Here is an 18,395-nt window from a genome sequence, read left to right on the forward strand (position 1 = left end):
CTTCATCATCCGCTCGACTTGCATGTATTAGGCACGCCGCCAGCGTTCGTCCTGAGCCAGGATCAAACTCTCCATAAAAGAGAACTTAAAAAGCTCATTTTGTTTTGCCGGCATCATCATTAAATGATGTCAAAATTGTTTTGCTATCCGACTAACCGAAGCTAGTCTATCAAGCTATATGTCTTAACGTTTTGCATGTTCAGTTTTCAATGTTCATGTTTAAAATTTATTGTGTTGTCGTTTTGGCGACTTTAATATCATACCAAATCTCGTTATCTATGTCAACAACTTTTTTTATTTTATTTTCGATGTGAATCAGTAATAAAAATGACAACTTGATTACTATACCACCCTTTTAAACTTATGGCAAGTCTTTTTCTCGAACTTCTAAATGAAGATGGTTGCATCATCAATCTTTAATACTTAAGTAAAATAAAAAGTACCAGAATATAGCTAAACGTTTAGGAATTGATGTGTTTTACAAAATGGCTAAAGATTACGTTTACTAAAATCTATATTATAGAAGAAACTCTAATGATGATGAAAATATTTCTTATCAACAATTAAAGAACAAGTAAGAAAGAAAGTTATTGATTAAAGCACTTGTTATTTAGCAAATAGATGTCACCCTTGGCACTATGTAGACCCACAATAATCAAGTGCTTATAATTAATTCTGTAACACAATCCTTAACATTAAGAAACTGGCCCCATAGATTCAGTAATAATAAAAATATGTTCCTTCAATTTGACTTTTTTTAAATTCTCTACTTTTTCTACCCCCGGAGTGTACCCAAAACACTCGTCATAGTTAGTGGCACTGTATTTACTAATCGCTTCAGGATAAGGTTGCCACATTAATTCATCGTTCATAAAGTCATTATCTTTTAAGTCATCAAAAAAGAATTCAAATCTGGATGAAACAACATTAACAGATCCTTTCCTAAAGTATAATAAATTTACATACTTATCTTTTTCCCATAATATAATATCACCCATTGCGGTTGTAAAAATAGGAATCGCCTGCTCATGCCTTAGATAACTTCTCTCTAAAATCTAAATAATCGTCTGGATTAATAACTTTTAAAAAGTCATTTACGAAAGTACCAAAACCATTTTTTTCCAGGTTTCTATTAATTCTTCAGGAAGTTTATCCTTATATTTTAAAATAACAACTTCATCAACTGTTTCATTTTTTATAAAATCGCTAAATATTGTTTCCAATTAAAATACCCTCCTTTGATTATTGAGTTAATTCACATTTAAATAAGTATTCTTTAGCTACTAAGGTGTCATATTCTTAGCAATTTCCCTAATTTGTTCATCAACAACATCAACTCTATATTTCCATTGTGAACCTATCGAGGAATTTACTCTTCTATCCCCTAAACCTCCAATAATGTCTTCTCTTCCTCCAGCTATTTGATCTGGATTATGAAGTGCTACTTATGTTTCCAGCCATTCTGAAGCTTACTGTGTCGCATCTGCTCTGGAAGGTCCTTGCTTTCGCAGTTTAGCAATTTTATCTTTAAGTGCTTCTTGTCTAGCTGATAATTTACTGGTTATTTATAAGAGATGAAATACATTAAATAGGGTATACGTTTTAAAGGTGTTGTAAGTACTATATAATTTGTTAATACATCATCAAGGGATTATAAGGGTTATCACTATTCTATTATTCTACAAGCGGTTTATTTGACACTCCGTACCACCTAAACTATAAAAAATGACCTTGATATAATTTCAAGGTCATCAATAGAAGGGTATTATTTATAAGCTTTCTATATAAACATCTGAATTAGTTTTTAGTCCCTTCTCTAATGCTTTCATTAACATATCTATTAAGTCCTCACCCTCACTTGTTATAAAGTAATTAGATAAGTTTGTGATATCCTTACTAATATTATCACCCCAAGGTGGTCTTTTAGATAGATCTTCAATATCCCATATTACTTGTGATGGACTATAACTCTGTAATTTCTTTTTTATTACTTCTAATTCAGTTATAGCACTATCAATATTCTCATTCTCAAGTTTCCCGTTATAGAGTTCATTTAATAAGAAGGGATACTCAGTTCCCCAACCATTTCGCTCTAAATGATAGTTTATTGTAGAGAAAAAAGAGTGTAAGAAATCGCCATGCCCGACTTGATACCAGTAATATTTCACCTTAAATCCCACAGCCATTCTTCTCACCTCAATCAATTTGTTTTAAATCTTATATCTACTTTACCATTTGTTTTATTCATAATCTTTTCATACAATTCATCTAAAATTTCATCTGATACATTTTGTCCTCTAATATCAATTATAACAGACTGTTTTGTATCGTTAGGCAAATCACTTAATCTTTTTTCTACCTGCTTTGACACGTTATTAACTAATCTACTACGTCCGCTTGAAGTAGTAATCTTATAATTTTTCACCTCAATACTATGCCCGGTCTGATACAAATCTGGTCTAGAACTACCTTTTTCTCCATAAGGTACTTCTTTACCATCTTTAAAAGACTTTTGAGCATTATACTCAGGGAAATCCTTCTCTACATCAATTTCAGATTGTCTCCATGACAGTCTAGTTTTATCTATACCCTTACCAGCATCCTTAGCATTTTCCCTAGCCTTCAATAAATCATGGCCAGTATCCGCGACTTTTAAAGGTTTGACGAAAGTAAAGGCAGCTGCTTCTATCCGTTCGTTTACTGTCGCTTCAGGTCCCACGATGGTTGCAATGTCTCCTAAAAAGAAGTCATAGGAGGCCATTGTAAATGGCGCTAAACCATCGGGTGTTCCTGATCCATTTCCGCCCATAACTTTTCTTTTGCCTTCGAAAGTGACCATAATTGATATCAATCTCTAATGTCTGCTTAATATTGATTATAATATTGCTTAATTTAATCATAAATGCCTTTAACAAAAAACCTTGAAAAGCATATAGCAAATCAAGGTTTAAATATCATTATATTTTTATTAACGTAGGTATGTTTATTTAGTATTATTGTTAATATTTTTTTATACTCTTCAATTATCTTGAAATCTCGTTGTCTATTCTCGTTTGGGATGATGCCTAATTTTTCATATCCCCAAATTACTTGTTGCTCATAACTGTCATCATTTTCTAAATTTCTATAATTATAGTCAATATTAAATTTTCCATTTGAAGTTAATTCAAATGTTAAATTAGTCCATTGTTCTTGTTTTTGATTTTTAAATTCAAACCATAATTCTTTTAGATATTCATATAATTAGTGTAATTGCCTATTAAATTCGCCTTCATTAATATTATCCATATCTTCAATATCTAAACTATAAATAGGTGTTTCTTTTTTATGAGGATAGTAGTAGAAATAAGTTCGATTACTCCACTCTGTTACTTCGGAATATAATAATACTTTATCCCAAGATTCAGGAATAATAAAATTTAAGTGTTGTCCTATTTTTTGATACAGTTGCTCCATTTTTTCTTTGTTCATTTATTTACCTCCATATATGTTTTCCAAGACTTCCACAGATTTTTTACCATCAATTTTATACTTCATTTCAAATCTACTTGGTCGTAAAGACTGACCTTCATATATTGGTTTTACATCTACCGACACTTGTTGACCTTCTTTCAAAGCTTTTGCCCAAGAATATTCAAGTTTTTTATAAGCACTTACATTAACATTCCCATTCATTGCAACTATAAATCGTCTTTTTGATATCGATATCCATTTGTTTCATATTTTACATTCGGCTTTAATTTAAGTTCATCTAAAAAATGACTATCATCTTTAATAACATTATTAACAATCTTACTACCTTCACCCGTACCCTTACCAGCATCCTTAGCATTTTCCCCAGCTTTCAATAAATCATGGCCAGTATCCTCGACTTTTAAAGGTTTGACGAACGTGAAGGCAGCCGCTTCTATCCGCTCGTTCACTGTCGCTTCCGGTCCAACGATGGTCGCAATGTCTCCTAAAAGAAAAGGTGCGAAACCATCTGGAGTTCCTGATGATGGCGTTGAACCATAGATTTTAATTAACTCTTATCTTCTACTTAAAGTTCTATTTTTTCATCAGAATCATAAAATAAATAGATTCTAACTTTTAATGTGTAAAGGGGACAAGAAGATGTTTGCTGTATTTTTTTATGAAAATAATTCTATTGTATTAAATCAAGCTTTAAGAAATATACCTTCTATTGATGAAGATATTAGAATTAAGGGACGTAAAGGAAAAGTTACTGGTGTTCAGGAGATGGAAGAAAACATTATTCATGTACAAGTAGAGTTTGAAAAAATAGTGGATAAAAACAAAAATGCTCTGAAAGATCTTGGGAAAAATAAAAAGAGATAACTCACATTGAAAAACTTATCTATTCGTTTAGAATTGGAAAAGCCCTCACGTGCTTAATCACTGAGGGCTACAAACATTATTAAGTTTCGAAATTACCATGACAAATTATTTAAGATTTAGTAATCTTGAATATTAGCTAGTACTAAAACTACTACCTAATACGTCACGAACTTCATGGACGACAACAAATGCCTGATCGTCAACATTGCTGACGGTCTGTTTCAATTGGACTAATTCCTGTTGGTTGATGACAATATAGAGAACATCTTTTTGGTTCTGGCTATAGCCCCCACGACCTTCCAAAATCGTCACGCCGCGTGTCATGTTATCTAAGATAAATTGACGAATCGCTTCTGAGTGCTCTGAAATGATCGTTACTGCTGTCCGGTTATTGAGCCCTTCAATTACATAATCGATTACTTTAGATCCTAAGAACACCGCAACAAGGGTATACATCGCTTTTTCCTGACCGATAATGAATACCGAACCAGCAATAACAATAATATCAATCACGAGGACACCCTTCCCCAGACTCCAGCCTAAATATTGATTAGCTAAACGTGCTAGAATAGCAGATCCTCCTGAGGTTCCACCTGCCCTAAACATCATGCCGAGACCCAGACCTACAAACACTCCTGAGAATAAAGCGGCAAGCAATGTATCTCCATTCAACTGATGGCCAACGTCTTCAGTTATGAATAGAAAAAATGATGAAAAAATAATCCCGAGTACTGTATAAATCATTGTTTTTTTATCGAAAAACTTATAACCTACCGCTAAAAGAATTGCATTGATCAGAAGGTTCACGATACCAGGTGACCAATCAAATAAATAATGAGTAATCACCGTGACCCCGATGATGCCTCCTTCGGATAATCGGTATGGGATTGCGAAATAGTTAATACCGATTGCGAATAATAGAGACCCTATAACAATTAATAATATTTCCTTGATACTTTTCTTTGTCATTTAATTCCTCCTACAAATTGAACCCGGCAAAAAATAGGGCGTTTAGCCGCGATTCGGCCAAACGCCACGTTATGTAGTTTACTGTTGGTCTTCCAGCTCCCATTTCTTTGCATGTTTCTGAATTATTTCCATTAATATTTTCATTGCTGGCGTCACCCACTTATCCTTATGAAACGCAAGTTGAGTAGTCACGAATTCCTCATTGTGCACCCAAGGCAACGCAACCAGACTACCTCGTTCCAGCTCATCTTTTACAGTCATCAGGGGTAAATAGGATAGACCTAATCCGCATTTGACTGATTGCTTAATGGCCTCGATATTCCAAAAAGTGATACGCGAACAGCTTACTCCCTCTTCTTTGATCCATCTTTCAAGCAAATCTCGATAACTGCCCGACTCCGTAAGAAGTAACACTTCTCCCTCTAATTCGGTTGGAGTAATTACTGCTTTGTCACATAAACGGTGACCTGGTGGAGCAATCATCACCAATGTCTCTTTAACTAAATCGCTTGTGACAATATCTGGACCTAATTTTTCAGGATTTGTAAATAATGCTAAATCAAACTTTCCGGATTTCAATTCATTGTTAAGTTCCTGGCTTTCGGATGGTTGCAAAATAAGATGGACATTTGGGTAAGTTCTCTTAAACTCGTACAGTATTGTTGGCAACCTGTATACCATTAACGATTCATTTGCACCAATCAAGACGGTACCAGAAGGCTCCATATTTAACCGTGAAGAATCGATTGCTTCCTGGTAAAGCTGTAGTATTTCCTTTGCATACGATGCTAGATGTGTCCCAGCATCCGTCAAAACAACAGTTTTTCCTAGCCGGTCAAAGAGACGATTCCCAACAGCTTCCTCCAGTGCCCTAATATGATTAGTAACCGTGGATTGTGTATAACCCAATTGTTCACCAGCGCGCGTAAATCCACCACACTCCGCGACAACTAAAAAGGTTTTTAGGTTACGAAGCTCCATAGTTATTCCCCCTATACGAATAATATTCTTCATATTGTATAGGAATCAGATCGGAAAGACGATATTTTTTACTCCCAACGAATAGTATAATATTCGAATCTAAATTAATGAAATGAATTAATTTAATTAAAATCATTCAAAATTTTAGGGTTAATGTTAAAATATTTAATACGAATTATAAATCTTTTGAAATTAAACTATTAAAGATAAGTTTTTGTTACAATAGCCTTTAAATACTTTATTAAGGAGAACCACAATGGAAAAATTACAGTTTTTGTATCAACTTAAACTTATTCCTTCCTTATTAGATCAAGCAAATTGGACTGAAAAAGAAAATTCAATCGTCCAACACCATTTTGAGGTGCTACAAAATCTACAAGAGGATGGAAGGCTCCTGTTAGCTGGTAGAACTTTGAACTTAGACCCAATCGGAATTGTTATTTTAGAAGTTGACACAGAGGAAGAAGCATTTGAACTTATGCATAACGACCCCGCTGTAAAAGAAGGAATAATGGAAGCACAACTATTTCCTTACCGAGTTGCTTTATATAAAAAGTAAAAACAATGAATAAATCTGCATATTAACGAGAAAGAGCCCTCCTTTTTTTATCGGAGAGCTCTCTTTGTTTCATAATTAATTCCAACGTCATGTCAACAATTCATCAATCCATCTTTGTACTTTCAACCCTTCCTCAAACGAAACAACTAGGGACTCCCTACCGTTTAACAAGCCATGACATGCGTCCAGAAGACTCTGTGGCTGATTGTCAGGTACAACTTGAACAGCTTCTTGGTCCTTTTCACTTACCCAGAGTTCTGACCAATTTCGGATTGTCATTACTTTTTTTGTTCCCATAACCTTAAATTCTAGAAGTTCTTCCTGTCCAATTCCTGACAGGCTATTTAAAACAATCGGTATCCCACTTTCTGTCTTAGCAATTGCAGACACACCTGTTTCACATAGATCCTCATTTTCTGGGTAGGTTGTATAGTGGGAGGAAATCGTAAAATTACCGAAAAGATGATACATAAGTTGTAAGTAATGTGGAAATATTTCTCTTATGAAGCCTCCTTGTTCTCTTGAAGCAATCCAAGGATTTTGTTGCCATTTCCTTGGCCAATGTGGAAAATATGTATGCAGCTCTATCTTAACAATATCACCAAGAGAAGCTGACGTAATCTCTTTTTTAAGACTTTGTATAGCAGGACTATACATTAACGGAAAATGCATCGCTGTCTTAATATTTGCTTCCTCTGATGCTTTTACCATTCTGCATCCATCGTCCGTATCATGAGCAAGAGGTTTTTCAGAGAGAATATTTAAACCATGCTCAGCTATTAGCTCAGCTAGTGGAGCATGACTTACCGGTGGTGTCCCGATATATACCCAATTTGGTTTTGTTTGTAAAAGCTCGTTTAATGATTCAGCCATCGGAAGTTGGTATTTTGTTGATATTTCCTTTAGTCTTAGCTTGTTCTCATCGAAAATGGAAATAATTTCGCAATTAGGATGAGCCAAAATCTGATTAATAATACGCTCCCCAACGATTCCTGTCCCAATTAACGCAAATGTAGTTTTCATAAAATTACTCCCTTTCTTCCTTTACTTATTTATTTTCACTTTTTTCCTTTATCCATTTCTTCACTTCATTTGTTGTTCGATTCGGTTCATCCCACTGGAGCATATGCCCTGCACCCTCCATTCGTATCACAGTTAGATCATCTATATGATCCTTTAACTGCGAAATCCCAATTGCTCTTGCATCATCCAAATTTTCAGGATTAGTAGCATGAATTAACAGGAGTGGAACCTTAATAAAAGGATAAACTTCCACAAAAGGTTCTTCAAAAAATGCTTTTATAATGGATAAGACAGTGAATTTAGAAGCGACTAGCCCAAATCGTACATCTTTCTTTTTGAATAGAGATTTTTGAATAGAGATGCGACATACCTCTCTTTGTTTTCATCCCATTTTTTCGTATATGTATTATACTCTTCAAAGATACTCTCTAAATCAGTAAACACAGAACGATCCATATAATCATTCCATCCAGCAATCGCATAGTCAAAATCCATTGCAAGTTGGTTTTGCGGAAAGGTGAAGCCTCCATCGATGCAGAAAACAAATAATCACTTTCTTTATCGAATGAGGATGTTCATTACCTTCCCTAATAGTCTTTTTAGAATCGTAATCGCAACTTGTTAAAACGAATAATCAGCAAACGATTGGGGATTCTAATGTTGAATTGGAATGAACATGTTGCTCAAATAAGTTATAAAAAATTAATCAATCACATGTTTACATTAGATTTTTGAACTTCTTTCATTTCTTGCATAAATGATCGGAACCAAAAATCTATATATTCCCTTTCACAAGAAATGCATTCACTTGTTGTAGTATCTTTAATCCAATAGTAGCATATCTACCGTATTACTAAAGCTCATTTTTGATAATTCAGATAGGAGGAATTCCAAACAAATGACCAATAAACCACAACAAAACATCGGTTCAAAAAGTGCATTTACTCGTTTCATGATGGGATCAGTGATGACCGCATACGGTACTGCACAACTAATGCGAAATCCTAAAAGCAGAAGCGGTCAAATGCTCATCATGTTTGGTGCAATGACAGCTGCGGAAGGTGCAACTAAATATTGTCCATCAAAAGCAGTGGGTTCAACCATGTTGAATAGTAACATGATACAAAAAATGATGAACAAAAATGCTTCTCAAAGTACATTAGCTGGGGCCGGCGCTACTAGCAGAACTCAATTATTGCAAAGTTCTACAAGTGGAAATACTACTCAAGCAAGCGGAAACATCATGCAAATGATAGGAAATTTTGCACAAAAATTAACTAGCGGAAATGCTTCTCAAAATAATAAGGCAGGAACTCAAAACATGAGTAGTGGTAATCAACAAAATGGCCAGAGTGGCAACATTGCTCAGACAATCGGAAATGCTGCCCAACAAATGACAAGTGGAACTGCTGCTCAAACTATTGGTAACACTGCTCAAACCGTTGCACCACAAGTTGGTCAAATGATGAATAGCGCGGCTAGTATGACTGGAACACAAAATCCTGCTGGAACGAATAATGTTAAGAAACAAGCATCTGCTACAGATGGAGCATCAAAGACGAACGGTATTGCAACAAATGGGACATCTAATGTACAGAAAAATGCTTCTGCCAAATCAACTAATAGTAATAACAAGCAAGCTACATCCTCGAATGGGAACAACAATCAAAATACAAATGCAACAAAACCTCTTTTAGACGGTGCAGCTAATAAAGATATTGCAGCTTCATCGGTCATAAATGCTTCAAATTCAACTGACAAAAATACAACTACATCGAATATTTTGCAATAATGATAAAACCTGTCACCACACATATTGTGGAGACAGGTTTTTAGTATGCATAAAAAGTGTAATAAGCAAGATAATAGGAAACAAAAAAACTTAATTTTTTGACACTTCAATACTATAATGATAAATATGTAATACTTGTAATCTTTTATTATAACTAGGAGGCGGAATAATGAACTTTAAAACGACTGATTTATGTGATGATTTTTCAAATGAGATTCAAGTAATCGGTTCGGATTTTACATCATACGGAAAAAAGAAAAGTTTTTCAGGACCTATTAGTACTGTCAAAGTATTTGAAGACAATGTCTTAGTAAAGCAATCTCTCGAAACCATACCATCAGGAAATGTTTTAGTAGTAGACGGCGGAGGATCTCGCAGATGTGCTTTATTAGGAGATCGTCTTGCTGAAATCGCTCAAGATAGAGGATTAGCCGGAGTCATTATAAATGGTTGTGCACGCGATACTTCAGAGCTATCCAAATTGGAAATTGGCATTTTTGCATTAGGAAGCAACCCATTAAAAAGTCAAAAAGCAGGAAAAGGTGAACAAGACGTAGCTGTTCAATTTTTAGGAGTCGAATGGAATCCAGGTTACTTTGTATACGCCGACGAGGACGGCGTCATCGTTTCTAAACGAAAACTAGTAGATTAAAGAAAAAATCAACTACTAATAATAATTATCAAAAAAGACCTGCATGAGCATTTCATGCAGGTCTTTCAAGTTTCACATTCTTGCAAACCGATTATAAACATCATGCAATGTTTCACATCCAATTAGTTGCGCTTTTTCTAAGTAAATGCTCCATAGTTTTGCGGTCATTTTCGCATCACCTAATGCGTGATGACGACCTACTACAGGAATGTTGTTGTGACTACATAATTCTTCTAACGTCGTCATATTCATTTTAGGTTCAATTATTTTAAAGAGAAAAGATGTATCTACAATTCGATGTTTGAAAGGTGTGCGAAACAATAGAGAACTTGCAGATTGTAAGAAGTTCCTTTCATGAGTAGCGTGATGAGCAACTAATGTGCAGTCTTGTTTATATTCAAGAAATTTTATAAAAACATCTGCTAATGGCTTCGCTTCTAATACTTGTTCATTAGTAATGCCAGTTAATTGCACAATATGCTCTGGTATTTCCTTTTCATAACGGACTAAAGAATAAAAATTATCTTCTTCGAGAATGGTCGTGCCATACATTTTTGTTGCACCAATGGAAAGTATGCCATCTCCTTTTTCTGGAGAAAAGCCAGTTGTTTCTATATCAAACACGACGACATTTAACTCATGTAAGGGTATATTTAAAGCATCTTCTTGATTCATTTCTTTCTGCAAATGTCGTAAAAAGGCCATTTGTTGGGTATTTCGTATATCTCCAAGACCGATATTCGTCCGCTTTCCTTGAAGCCCACGTAAAATTTGCATAAATGGTTCAAATGCCATCTCTAACACCCTTTTTCTGATCAAAAACACCTTAGCGTAATTGTGTACAAATTCATGCCACCATACTATCACTATTCAAAATTCGTTACTTCCTCTGTAACAGTTAACATGAATCATTATTTGGATAAAGTGAAAGCTATCACTTCATCATGAAGCCTTTTACCATCCTTTATTATTCTCTTTATTCCTTTACGCTCTTCTTTAGATAATTTTTCTATATTTAAATAATGCGTATCTGTATAAGTTTCAGCTCGAAATAAAGACAAACGATAGTTTAATAAGTCTGCAAAATTTTTTTCACAATTATGCAGAAGTTTTTCATAACCACTTTGGCGGATCAATGTGTTCATTCGGGTTAATGTAGAATTTTCATAAATCCCCTCTTTAATAGAGAGTAATCGAACAGAGTTAACATAAGGTAAAAAGGCTGCATACTTCAAATTCACACATCCTTGATAAACACCATGTTGCTCCACTAAAATTTGCCCAAATGGTCCTATGACATTTTTTACATGCATAACATTAGCGATAAAACGATGGAAGAGATTCGGGCTTTGCAATTGATATTGATAAATGAAGTATTTTAATCGATGGATATAGCCGAGTTTACCGTATAATACTCTTGCATCAAAAAAAATTTTTAAATACCTAATATTCTCCCAGCTTTCATTTTCCATCCATTCCCGAAGTTGTGTATGCCAGTCTTGAAATGACTTGCACCAGATTGGATTAGAGCTCATAATATTCCCTTGACAATACGGATAACCAGTAATATTAAGTCCATATGATAGTTCTTCACCAAGCTTTTTAAAGTACTCATCATTTTCTTCATTCGATATTGCATAAACGATACCATGATCCTGATCACTTATAACGCCCTGTTCAAATCGTCCGCCACTCCCTGTTATAAACCATGTAAAGTCGCATGGAGGACTCTCACTTTTCATTTTGCATTTGGCTATTCCCATTACTTTGTGCATCACAAGATCATGAAAATCATTGAGAGAAACAGTATCATCTAGAAAGGTAGTAATATTTTCATCCTTCCATTCTCTAATAGATTCATACGTTTCCACAATAACACTTCCTTTTATGCCAAAAGCCCCTGATACAGAGGCTTTTTATTGTTGAGTTATAATTATTTTATGATTTCGATTCCTCTAAAATCATTTGTTCTGGATACCCATAATTACCGTGTTCGCTCATATCTAAGCCCATGATTTCTTCTTCTTCAGAAACACGAATGCCACCCATTACTTTTTTCATTATAAATAAGATAGCATAGGAAACTATGAAAGCAAATAGACCACAAGCGACAACCCCCATTAATTGGACCCCTAATTGATCCAATCCACCACCATAAAATAATCCTGGTTTACCAACACTTGCAAGCTCTGGTGTGGCAAAGAATCCTGTTGACAAAGTACCCCACACACCCGCCGCTCCATGTACTGATAGCGCATAAATTGGATCATCAATTTTTCTCTTTTCAAAGAATCTAGCGCTGTAGAATACAAGTACTCCAGCTATAAAACCAATAATAACAGATGCCCAAACATCTACAAATGCACAGGAAGCTGTAATGGCAACTAAGCCTGCTAATGCACCATTTAATATAGTTGTGATATCTGATTTTCCTAATACGACCCAAGAGATTAACGTTGCAGCAACTGCGCCTGCACCAGCAGCAAGTGTAGTATTTAAAGCAACAAACCCAAAGAATGCTCCATCTACTGATACTGTACTTCCTGCGTTGAATCCAAACCAACCAACCCAAAGGATTAATACTCCTAATGTCGTATAAACTTGGTTATGACCTGCAAGATTATTAGCTGACCCGTCTTTGTTGAATTTGCCGATTCTCGGTTTAAGCAACATTGTTGCAGCTAACGCTGCCATTGCCCCAGTTAAATGAACTACAGTAGAACCCGCAAAATCTTGCTTACCGTGCTCCGCTAACCAGCCACCACCCCATACCCAGTGAGCAATAATAGGATATACAATAATTCCGAAAAGAATGGTAAAGATCACATAAGCTGAAAATTTTGCACGCTCAGCAAATCCTCCAAGAGCAATTGTCACAGCAATGCCTGCAAAAGCTAGTTGGAATACAAAAAATACAGTAGTAGCAAGACCAGCATCTTCGATAAGACTCCCATCGTAGAAAAAGTCTGACATTCCAACAAAGAAATTTGCATTACCCCCAAAAATAAAACCGTAACCTAGTGCCCAAAACACTAATGAAGCTAATCCAAATGTGAAAATGGTTTTCCCCGCAACGTGACCCGCATTTTTCATCCGTGTAGATCCAGCTTCCAGAAGGATAAATCCTCCAACCATAAAAACAACTAAAATTGCAGCAACCATCGTCCATAAACTGTTCATCAAAAACATGACTTCTTCCATTAAATTTCTCCCCCTTTTTATTATGTTATGTTATATAACTAATAAATGTTAGGAAACATAACATAGTTTANATGTTATATAACTAATAAATGTTAGGAAACATAACATAGTTTATATATTAATTATTTTACTTGTATTTTTCTTTAAGTCAATACCATTATCAGAATTTATTTTATTTTATGTCAATAAAAGTGACATGCGAAAGAGTTACTAGTCCACCTAACTTTACTAAGGATTTAAAGGAGGGGTAAAAACCGAAAAATATTGATCGTAAAAGCTTACTTCATATCCTTCTCTTTTCTTTGTTTGCTTTAGGTTGTGGATGGGTTGGTCGATCCGTGGACTTGCAAGTGAGAACAACTATTCGGGAGATGCGATTGTCGATCCTCTATAACGTTTAAGAGTTCGTCTAGAAGGCATCATAACGATTGTGATATAACAGCCATTGTCAGTTTATGGCTGTACACAAGGAATAAGGAAGAGTAATCCCTTTCAATAATTTTCTATAAAAGGACTACACCCAAGTCGAAGCATTAAGCCATTAGGATAGTCATTCTTGGAGGGGAAATAATTATGTCACAAAATAACAACGAGATGCCTTATCCCTGATTGAGGCATTTGTCCCTTCAACAATAAATACGTTGCGTATTATAATCTAAATCTGTTATTAAGGAGGTGCCTGTTATGGGAGGAAAAAAAGGAAATAGTGGTAGTTCATCTTCTGGAAGCTCGTCTACTGGTTCTACATCTTCAAGTCACTCTTCAAGTAGCTCTTCTAGTCGCTCTTCAAATCATTCTTCAAGTAGTAAATCACATGGCAAAAAAGGTAATAGTAGTAGTTCTTCTACTGGTAGCTCGTCTACTGGAAGTTCATCTACCCACAGCTCGTCTTCAAACAGTTCTTCAAGTAGTAAATCACATGGCAAAAAAGGTAATAGTGGTAGTTCGTCTACTGGTAGCTCGTCTACTGGAAGTTCATCTACTCACAGCTCTTCTTCAAGTAGTTCTTCAAGTAGTAAATCACATGGCAAAAAAGGTAATAGTAGTAGTTCGTCTACTGGTAGCTCGTCTACTGGAAGTTCATCAACCCACAGCTCGTCTTCAAGAAGCTCTTCAAGTAGTAGCTCACGTGGCAAAAGGAAATAGTAGTAGTTCGTCTACTGGCAGCTCGTCTTCAAGTAGTTCTTCTTCATAAATCACATTTGCTATAAACCCATCTAAAAGAAAAAGATAGAAGTCTTCCTTTAATCAATTTCCATTAGGTTAAGGGAAGCTTTTAATCCTAAGTAGTTGATTAATGCTAAATTCTATTCATTTTACTGACTACTAACATAGCCCTCGTAAAAAGAAATGTACTAAGGCTATGTTAGTAGTCAGCTCCAGCCATAGCATAGCATTTTACTAGCCATTAAATAGCAGGAGGTGATTACATGTCAAATCTAATTCCTTCTTATTTCTTAAAGATTAAAGAAGAAGACCTAAACCGTTTAAGAAAGAATCTAAGAAATGATGACTCTGTTTCCAGCAAGTTGAAGGTTGATAAAACCGTTTATGATATAAACATTGCCTATCGCGGTGCTTATACACGAAAGTTTCGAAAACGATCCTATGTGATTGATTTCGATTCTGAAATGTTTTTTGGAGCTCGTAAAATACATCTTAATGCAGAATACAGAGATCCGTCTCTTATTCGAAATAAACTATCGCTCGACTTCTTTCAAGACCTTGGTGTTCTTTCTCCAGAAAGTCAGCATATAAACTTTTACAGAAACGGAACTTTTAAAGGGGTATATCTTCAATTGGAATCCGTAGATGATCTATTTTTGAAAAAAAGAGGGTTACCAGCTGGTCCCATTTATTATGCCATCAACAATGATGCAAATTTTTCCTTTACGAGAGACGAGAAGCCAAAGGAATCGCTTTTAGACGGCTATATACAAGCGTCAGGAGATCCATCAGACGATGACTTTCTTCATGATTTGATTACCATCGTAAATACGACGCCACAATCTAAGTTTCTCGAAGAAGTCTCCCAGTATATTAATATGGACAAATACTTGAACTGGTTGGTCGGGGCAATTTGCACAATGAACAACGACGGTTTTACTCACAACTACGCCCTTTATCGCAATAGTGAGACACGTATGTTCGAAATACTCCCTTGGGATTATGATGCGACTTGGGGTCGAAAAGTCAGCGGTGGAATCATGGAGCATACTTACGTTCCTATTGAAGGCAAAAAAGGAAATCATCTATTATATCTTCTCATCCAATTACCGGAATTTCGAAGGCTTTATAAAGAAGTATTAGAAGAAATCTTGGAAACTAAGTTTACGGTTAAGTACATGGAAAATAAAGTACTAGATTTACATCAATTAGTCCGTCCCAACCTCCTTCTAGATCCTTATAAAAATAATAAGGTTGATATTTTTGATAATGAGCCAGAAATCATTTTTCAATTTATTCGTGACCGAAATAATTATTTAAAAGAGCAATTAAAGAATCTTAAATAAATAATATTTCTATAGTTTTGATACGCTTTTAATATTACAGAAAGGAGTTTTCACAGTGGGACCCTTTTGTATTAAAGAAACGGGGAAGTATGGAAAAGGATTATTTGCTACACGTGACATTAAAAAGGATGAACTTATCGAGGTATCACCTGTTATAGTTTCACCTAGAAATGAATGGAAATATATGAAGAAAACCATACTTTTAAATTACTGCTTCCATTGGGGTAAACGTACTGCAATCGCACTTGGATATGGAGCACTTTTTAATCATTCCTATACTCCTAATGTAAGATTTGTTAATAATAAAAAAAATCTATCCATTGACTTTTATGCCATAGATGATATTAATAACGGGGAAGAATTAACCATTAATTACAATGGGGACCCCGAAGATAAATCAGAACTTTGGTTTGAAGTAATTGAGTGATATACATTCTGCTCACAAACTATCCATAAACATTATTTCTATTAATTCATAATTTAACATTAGCCCGTAATAACTCATTTACTTATGAAGCGGAATCTCCGTTATAAGTAAAATGAGTTTTTTTGCCTGCCCCAAAGCGACTTAGAATGAAAAGAAAGATATATTTAATAAATTAAAGCTATCCCCTTCTCTTGATTTATTTTGAAAAAATTTAATTACTTGTTGAGTAATAATTACTGATGTAAGAGAGTGGGAATCCCACTCTCTTCATTTATTTCACCACTACTACAGGAGGTTTTGGACAGGATACATACCACTAAATAACTCGATAAGTTGATCGTTATATACACACTCCAAGCGTCAAAGATCAAACATTAAAAGAAATAATGAAAATAAGAATATTCTCGGCTACGTTTCATACATTAATTGTGCTCGCAATGATTTACTAATTTTTTTATTAGAAATCACAAAAAATACTAAATTATCAAATTTATAAGTGTATTTACAAAAATCATACGCTATAATCCAAAGTAGAAGGGGGATAGAAAATTGATAAAACAATCAGTTATAGAAAATGTATTGGAAGCTGCTCTATCGACGGGCGGTGATTTTTCGGAAGTTTTCATTGAAGATAAGTATGTGAACAGAATGGAAATGCAAAGTGGAAAGATAGAGAAAAGTATTTCCGGTCGTGATTTTGGAGTAGGTATCCGAATATTTTCAGGTTTACAAAGTATCTATACCTATACGACTGACTTTACGGAAGAAGGTTTGCTACTAGCTGCAAAGCGTGCAGCACATGCCATAAAAGGGGGATCCCACGGAATTATTCACCCGCTACAAAGAGAGCTGTATAATCCGATTCACCAAATTGCACAAATGCCACAAACGGTTGAACATGCAAGGAAGGTCGCTATCATTCGGAAAGCAAATGAAATCGCTAGAAATTATGATGAACGCATTCAACAAGTTGGTCTTCGCTATTTCGATGAGGAACAAAATGTACTGATTGCAAATTCGGAAGGTAAATTTGTTGAAGATACCCGAGTTCACAGTAGACTATCTATTCAGGCTACTGCTACTGACGGAGTAGAAATGCAGACCGGCTTTTATGGGCCAGGAGCGCATGCAGGGTTTGAATTTATCGAAAATCTTAATCTTGAACATTATGCAGGTGAAGCTGCACGAATCGCTGTAACTATGCTTGGTGCGGATGAATGTCCAAGTGGTAAATTTCCGGTAATTATTGACAATGAGTTTGGAGGGGTTATCTTCCATGAAGCATGTGGACACGGATTGGAAGCGACTTCTGTAGCAAAGAATAATTCAGTTTTTGCTAACCGTATAGGCGAGAAGGTAGCACCAAATATCGTGACTTATATAGATGATGGTACCCTACCAAACGAATGGGGATCTCTCAATATAGATGATGAAGGTGAAAAAACACGCAAAAATGTATTGATTGAAAATGGTATATTAAAGGGCTATTTAATTGACAAGTTTAATGCACGCCGTATGAAATCAGAAGCAACTGGTTCTTCTCGTCGTGAATCTTATCGTTTCAATCCAACTTCTAGAATGACTAATACGTATATTGCACCTGGTACTTCAACACCTGAGGAAATTATCGCTTCCACTGAGTATGGACTTTACACAAAATACATGGGTGGAGGTCAAGTAAATCCTGCAACAGGTGATTATAATTTCGCAGTTATGGAGGCGTACCTTGTGAAAAACGGGAAAATAGATCGTCCGGTTCGAGGTGCAACACTCATTGGTAATGGCGCTAAAACATTACAGCTTGTAGATCGTGTTGGAAATAATCTTGCCCATGGTGCAGGAATGTGCGGTGCAACAAGCGGAAGCCTTCCTGTTAATGTCGGGCAGCCAATGATACGTGTCAGTGAAATAACAGTTGGTGGTACGAAGGTAGTTTAGAA

General features: G+C 35.3%; 20 protein-coding genes, 1 rRNA gene and 3 pseudogenes. 8 read left to right on the forward strand and 16 right to left on the reverse strand.

Annotated features, from left to right (window positions below):
- The 8 genes and pseudogenes from AN959_RS00005 to AN959_RS21620 all read right to left on the reverse strand — a co-directional run.
- A 16S ribosomal RNA gene (locus AN959_RS00005) occupies positions 1-78 on the reverse strand; the annotation flags it as partial.
- A gap of 617 nt (positions 79-695) precedes the next feature.
- Positions 696-1,223 (reverse strand): annotated as a pseudogene (locus AN959_RS00010) (T6SS immunity protein Tdi1 domain-containing protein).
- A gap of 60 nt (positions 1,224-1,283) precedes the next feature.
- A pseudogene (locus AN959_RS21610) lies at positions 1,284-1,430 on the reverse strand (polymorphic toxin type 15 domain-containing protein); the annotation flags it as partial.
- 339 nt (positions 1,431-1,769) lie between these two features.
- Positions 1,770-2,186, reverse strand: a complete 417-nt coding sequence (locus AN959_RS00015; protein WP_056827303.1) for an immunity 70 family protein — start codon at positions 2,184-2,186, stop codon at positions 1,770-1,772.
- Between the two features lie 14 nt (positions 2,187-2,200).
- Positions 2,201-2,851, reverse strand: a complete 651-nt coding sequence (locus AN959_RS21990) for a hypothetical protein (protein WP_371256449.1) — start codon at positions 2,849-2,851, stop codon at positions 2,201-2,203.
- A gap of 89 nt (positions 2,852-2,940) precedes the next feature.
- Positions 2,941-3,471 (reverse strand): annotated as a pseudogene (locus AN959_RS00025) (immunity protein YezG family protein).
- Complete coding sequence (locus AN959_RS21615) at positions 3,472-3,675, reverse strand: DNA/RNA non-specific endonuclease (RefSeq protein ID WP_056827305.1); 204 nt, start codon at positions 3,673-3,675, stop codon at positions 3,472-3,474.
- Between the two features lie 5 nt (positions 3,676-3,680).
- Complete coding sequence (locus AN959_RS21620) at positions 3,681-3,923, reverse strand: hypothetical protein (RefSeq protein WP_056827307.1); 243 nt, start codon at positions 3,921-3,923, stop codon at positions 3,681-3,683.
- A 190-nt stretch (positions 3,924-4,113) separates the two neighbouring features.
- Here AN959_RS21620 and AN959_RS00040 point away from each other — a divergent pair, with 190 nt between their 5' ends.
- Complete coding sequence (locus tag AN959_RS00040; protein WP_056827309.1) at positions 4,114-4,338, forward strand: hypothetical protein; 225 nt, start codon at positions 4,114-4,116, stop codon at positions 4,336-4,338.
- A gap of 132 nt (positions 4,339-4,470) precedes the next feature.
- Here the strand turns inward: AN959_RS00040 and AN959_RS00045 are convergent, their stop codons facing one another.
- Positions 4,471-5,307 (reverse strand): YitT family protein, encoded by an 837-nt coding sequence (locus tag AN959_RS00045; RefSeq protein ID WP_056827311.1) that lies wholly within the window; start codon positions 5,305-5,307, stop codon positions 4,471-4,473.
- 78 nt (positions 5,308-5,385) lie between these two features.
- Positions 5,386-6,288: a LysR family transcriptional regulator gene (locus AN959_RS00050; protein ID WP_053590049.1), complete on the reverse strand. Its 903-nt coding sequence runs from the start codon at positions 6,286-6,288 to the stop codon at positions 5,386-5,388.
- 256 nt (positions 6,289-6,544) lie between these two features.
- On the opposite strand from AN959_RS00050, the gene AN959_RS00055 reads away from it, so the two are divergent.
- Complete coding sequence (locus AN959_RS00055) at positions 6,545-6,847, forward strand: YciI family protein (RefSeq protein ID WP_056827313.1); 303 nt, start codon at positions 6,545-6,547, stop codon at positions 6,845-6,847.
- 87 nt (positions 6,848-6,934) lie between these two features.
- On the opposite strand, the gene AN959_RS00060 is transcribed toward AN959_RS00055, so the two are convergent.
- The 3 genes from AN959_RS00060 to AN959_RS21185 are packed head-to-tail and all read right to left on the reverse strand — an operon-like array spanning position 6,935 to position 8,365.
- Positions 6,935-7,870 carry a Gfo/Idh/MocA family protein gene (locus AN959_RS00060; protein WP_056827315.1) on the reverse strand — a complete coding sequence of 312 codons (936 nt, stop codon included), beginning with the start codon at positions 7,868-7,870 and terminating at the stop codon, positions 6,935-6,937.
- A 25-nt stretch (positions 7,871-7,895) separates the two neighbouring features.
- A complete protein-coding gene (locus tag AN959_RS00065; RefSeq protein WP_056827318.1) occupies positions 7,896-8,123 on the reverse strand; it encodes an alpha/beta fold hydrolase in 228 nt (75 codons plus the stop codon).
- A 56-nt stretch (positions 8,124-8,179) separates the two neighbouring features.
- Positions 8,180-8,365: a hypothetical protein gene (locus tag AN959_RS21185; protein ID WP_056827320.1), complete on the reverse strand. Its 186-nt coding sequence runs from the start codon at positions 8,363-8,365 to the stop codon at positions 8,180-8,182.
- 403 nt (positions 8,366-8,768) lie between these two features.
- Here AN959_RS21185 and AN959_RS00075 point away from each other — a divergent pair, with 403 nt between their 5' ends.
- Together AN959_RS00075 and rraA are read left to right on the forward strand one after the other, a co-directional pair.
- Positions 8,769-9,662 carry a YgaP-like transmembrane domain gene (locus tag AN959_RS00075; RefSeq protein ID WP_056827322.1) on the forward strand — a complete coding sequence of 298 codons (894 nt, stop codon included), beginning with the start codon at positions 8,769-8,771 and terminating at the stop codon, positions 9,660-9,662.
- A 169-nt stretch (positions 9,663-9,831) separates the two neighbouring features.
- Positions 9,832-10,314, forward strand: a complete 483-nt coding sequence (gene rraA, locus AN959_RS00080) for a ribonuclease E activity regulator RraA (protein ID WP_053590053.1) — start codon at positions 9,832-9,834, stop codon at positions 10,312-10,314.
- Between the two features lie 72 nt (positions 10,315-10,386).
- On the opposite strand, the gene AN959_RS00085 is transcribed toward rraA, so the two are convergent.
- The 3 genes from AN959_RS00085 to AN959_RS00095 form a co-directional block, all read right to left on the reverse strand.
- A complete protein-coding gene (locus AN959_RS00085) occupies positions 10,387-11,109 on the reverse strand; it encodes an exonuclease domain-containing protein (RefSeq protein ID WP_056827324.1) in 723 nt (240 codons plus the stop codon).
- Between the two features lie 116 nt (positions 11,110-11,225).
- The gene (locus AN959_RS00090; RefSeq protein WP_056827326.1) at positions 11,226-12,185 is read right to left on the reverse strand and encodes a DUF294 nucleotidyltransferase-like domain-containing protein; all 960 of its coding nucleotides are present in this window, start codon (positions 12,183-12,185) and stop codon (positions 11,226-11,228) included.
- Positions 12,186-12,252: 67 nt separating this feature from the next.
- Positions 12,253-13,515, reverse strand: coding sequence for an ammonium transporter (locus AN959_RS00095; protein ID WP_056827328.1), 1,263 nt, complete (start codon positions 13,513-13,515; stop codon positions 12,253-12,255).
- Positions 13,516-14,221: 706 nt separating this feature from the next.
- Here AN959_RS00095 and AN959_RS00100 point away from each other — a divergent pair.
- The 4 genes from AN959_RS00100 (at position 14,222) to AN959_RS00115 (ending at position 18,393) form a co-directional block, all read left to right on the forward strand.
- The gene (locus AN959_RS00100) at positions 14,222-14,710 is read left to right on the forward strand and encodes a hypothetical protein (RefSeq protein WP_056827329.1); all 489 of its coding nucleotides are present in this window, start codon (positions 14,222-14,224) and stop codon (positions 14,708-14,710) included.
- 235 nt (positions 14,711-14,945) lie between these two features.
- Positions 14,946-16,028 (forward strand): CotH kinase family protein, encoded by a 1,083-nt coding sequence (locus tag AN959_RS00105; protein ID WP_056827331.1) that lies wholly within the window; start codon positions 14,946-14,948, stop codon positions 16,026-16,028.
- Between the two features lie 55 nt (positions 16,029-16,083).
- Positions 16,084-16,455: an SET domain-containing protein gene (locus AN959_RS00110; RefSeq protein WP_056827333.1), complete on the forward strand. Its 372-nt coding sequence runs from the start codon at positions 16,084-16,086 to the stop codon at positions 16,453-16,455.
- A gap of 549 nt (positions 16,456-17,004) precedes the next feature.
- Complete coding sequence (locus AN959_RS00115) at positions 17,005-18,393, forward strand: TldD/PmbA family protein (RefSeq protein WP_056827335.1); 1,389 nt, start codon at positions 17,005-17,007, stop codon at positions 18,391-18,393.
- Positions 18,394-18,395 lie beyond the last annotated feature (2 nt).

It is taken from the genome of Psychrobacillus sp. FJAT-21963 (assembly GCF_001420585.1).
GTDB lineage: Bacteria > Bacillota > Bacilli > Bacillales_A > Planococcaceae > Psychrobacillus.

What these genes read in the sequence shown, in the direction of transcription:
- AN959_RS00015 (WP_056827303.1), bottom strand. Translation starts at nt 2,186, where the DNA reads ATGGCTGTGGGATTTAAGGTGAAATATTACTGGTATCAAGTCGGGCAT.
- AN959_RS21615 (WP_056827305.1), bottom strand. Translation starts at nt 3,675, where the DNA reads ATGAATGGGAATGTTAATGTAAGTGCTTATAAAAAACTTGAATATTCT.
- AN959_RS00040 (WP_056827309.1), top strand. Translation starts at nt 4,114, where the DNA reads ATGTTTGCTGTATTTTTTTATGAAAATAATTCTATTGTATTAAATCAA.
- AN959_RS00045 (WP_056827311.1), bottom strand. Translation starts at nt 5,307, where the DNA reads ATGACAAAGAAAAGTATCAAGGAAATATTATTAATTGTTATAGGGTCT.
- AN959_RS00050 (WP_053590049.1), bottom strand. Translation starts at nt 6,288, where the DNA reads ATGGAGCTTCGTAACCTAAAAACCTTTTTAGTTGTCGCGGAGTGTGGT.
- AN959_RS00055 (WP_056827313.1), top strand. Translation starts at nt 6,545, where the DNA reads ATGGAAAAATTACAGTTTTTGTATCAACTTAAACTTATTCCTTCCTTA.
- AN959_RS00060 (WP_056827315.1), bottom strand. Translation starts at nt 7,870, where the DNA reads ATGAAAACTACATTTGCGTTAATTGGGACAGGAATCGTTGGGGAGCGT.
- AN959_RS21185 (WP_056827320.1), bottom strand. Translation starts at nt 8,365, where the DNA reads ATGGATTTTGACTATGCGATTGCTGGATGGAATGATTATATGGATCGT.
- AN959_RS00075 (WP_056827322.1), top strand. Translation starts at nt 8,769, where the DNA reads ATGACCAATAAACCACAACAAAACATCGGTTCAAAAAGTGCATTTACT.
- rraA (WP_053590053.1), top strand. Translation starts at nt 9,832, where the DNA reads ATGAACTTTAAAACGACTGATTTATGTGATGATTTTTCAAATGAGATT.
- AN959_RS00085 (WP_056827324.1), bottom strand. Translation starts at nt 11,109, where the DNA reads ATGGCATTTGAACCATTTATGCAAATTTTACGTGGGCTTCAAGGAAAG.
- AN959_RS00095 (WP_056827328.1), bottom strand. Translation starts at nt 13,515, where the DNA reads ATGGAAGAAGTCATGTTTTTGATGAACAGTTTATGGACGATGGTTGCT.
- AN959_RS00105 (WP_056827331.1), top strand. Translation starts at nt 14,946, where the DNA reads ATGTCAAATCTAATTCCTTCTTATTTCTTAAAGATTAAAGAAGAAGAC.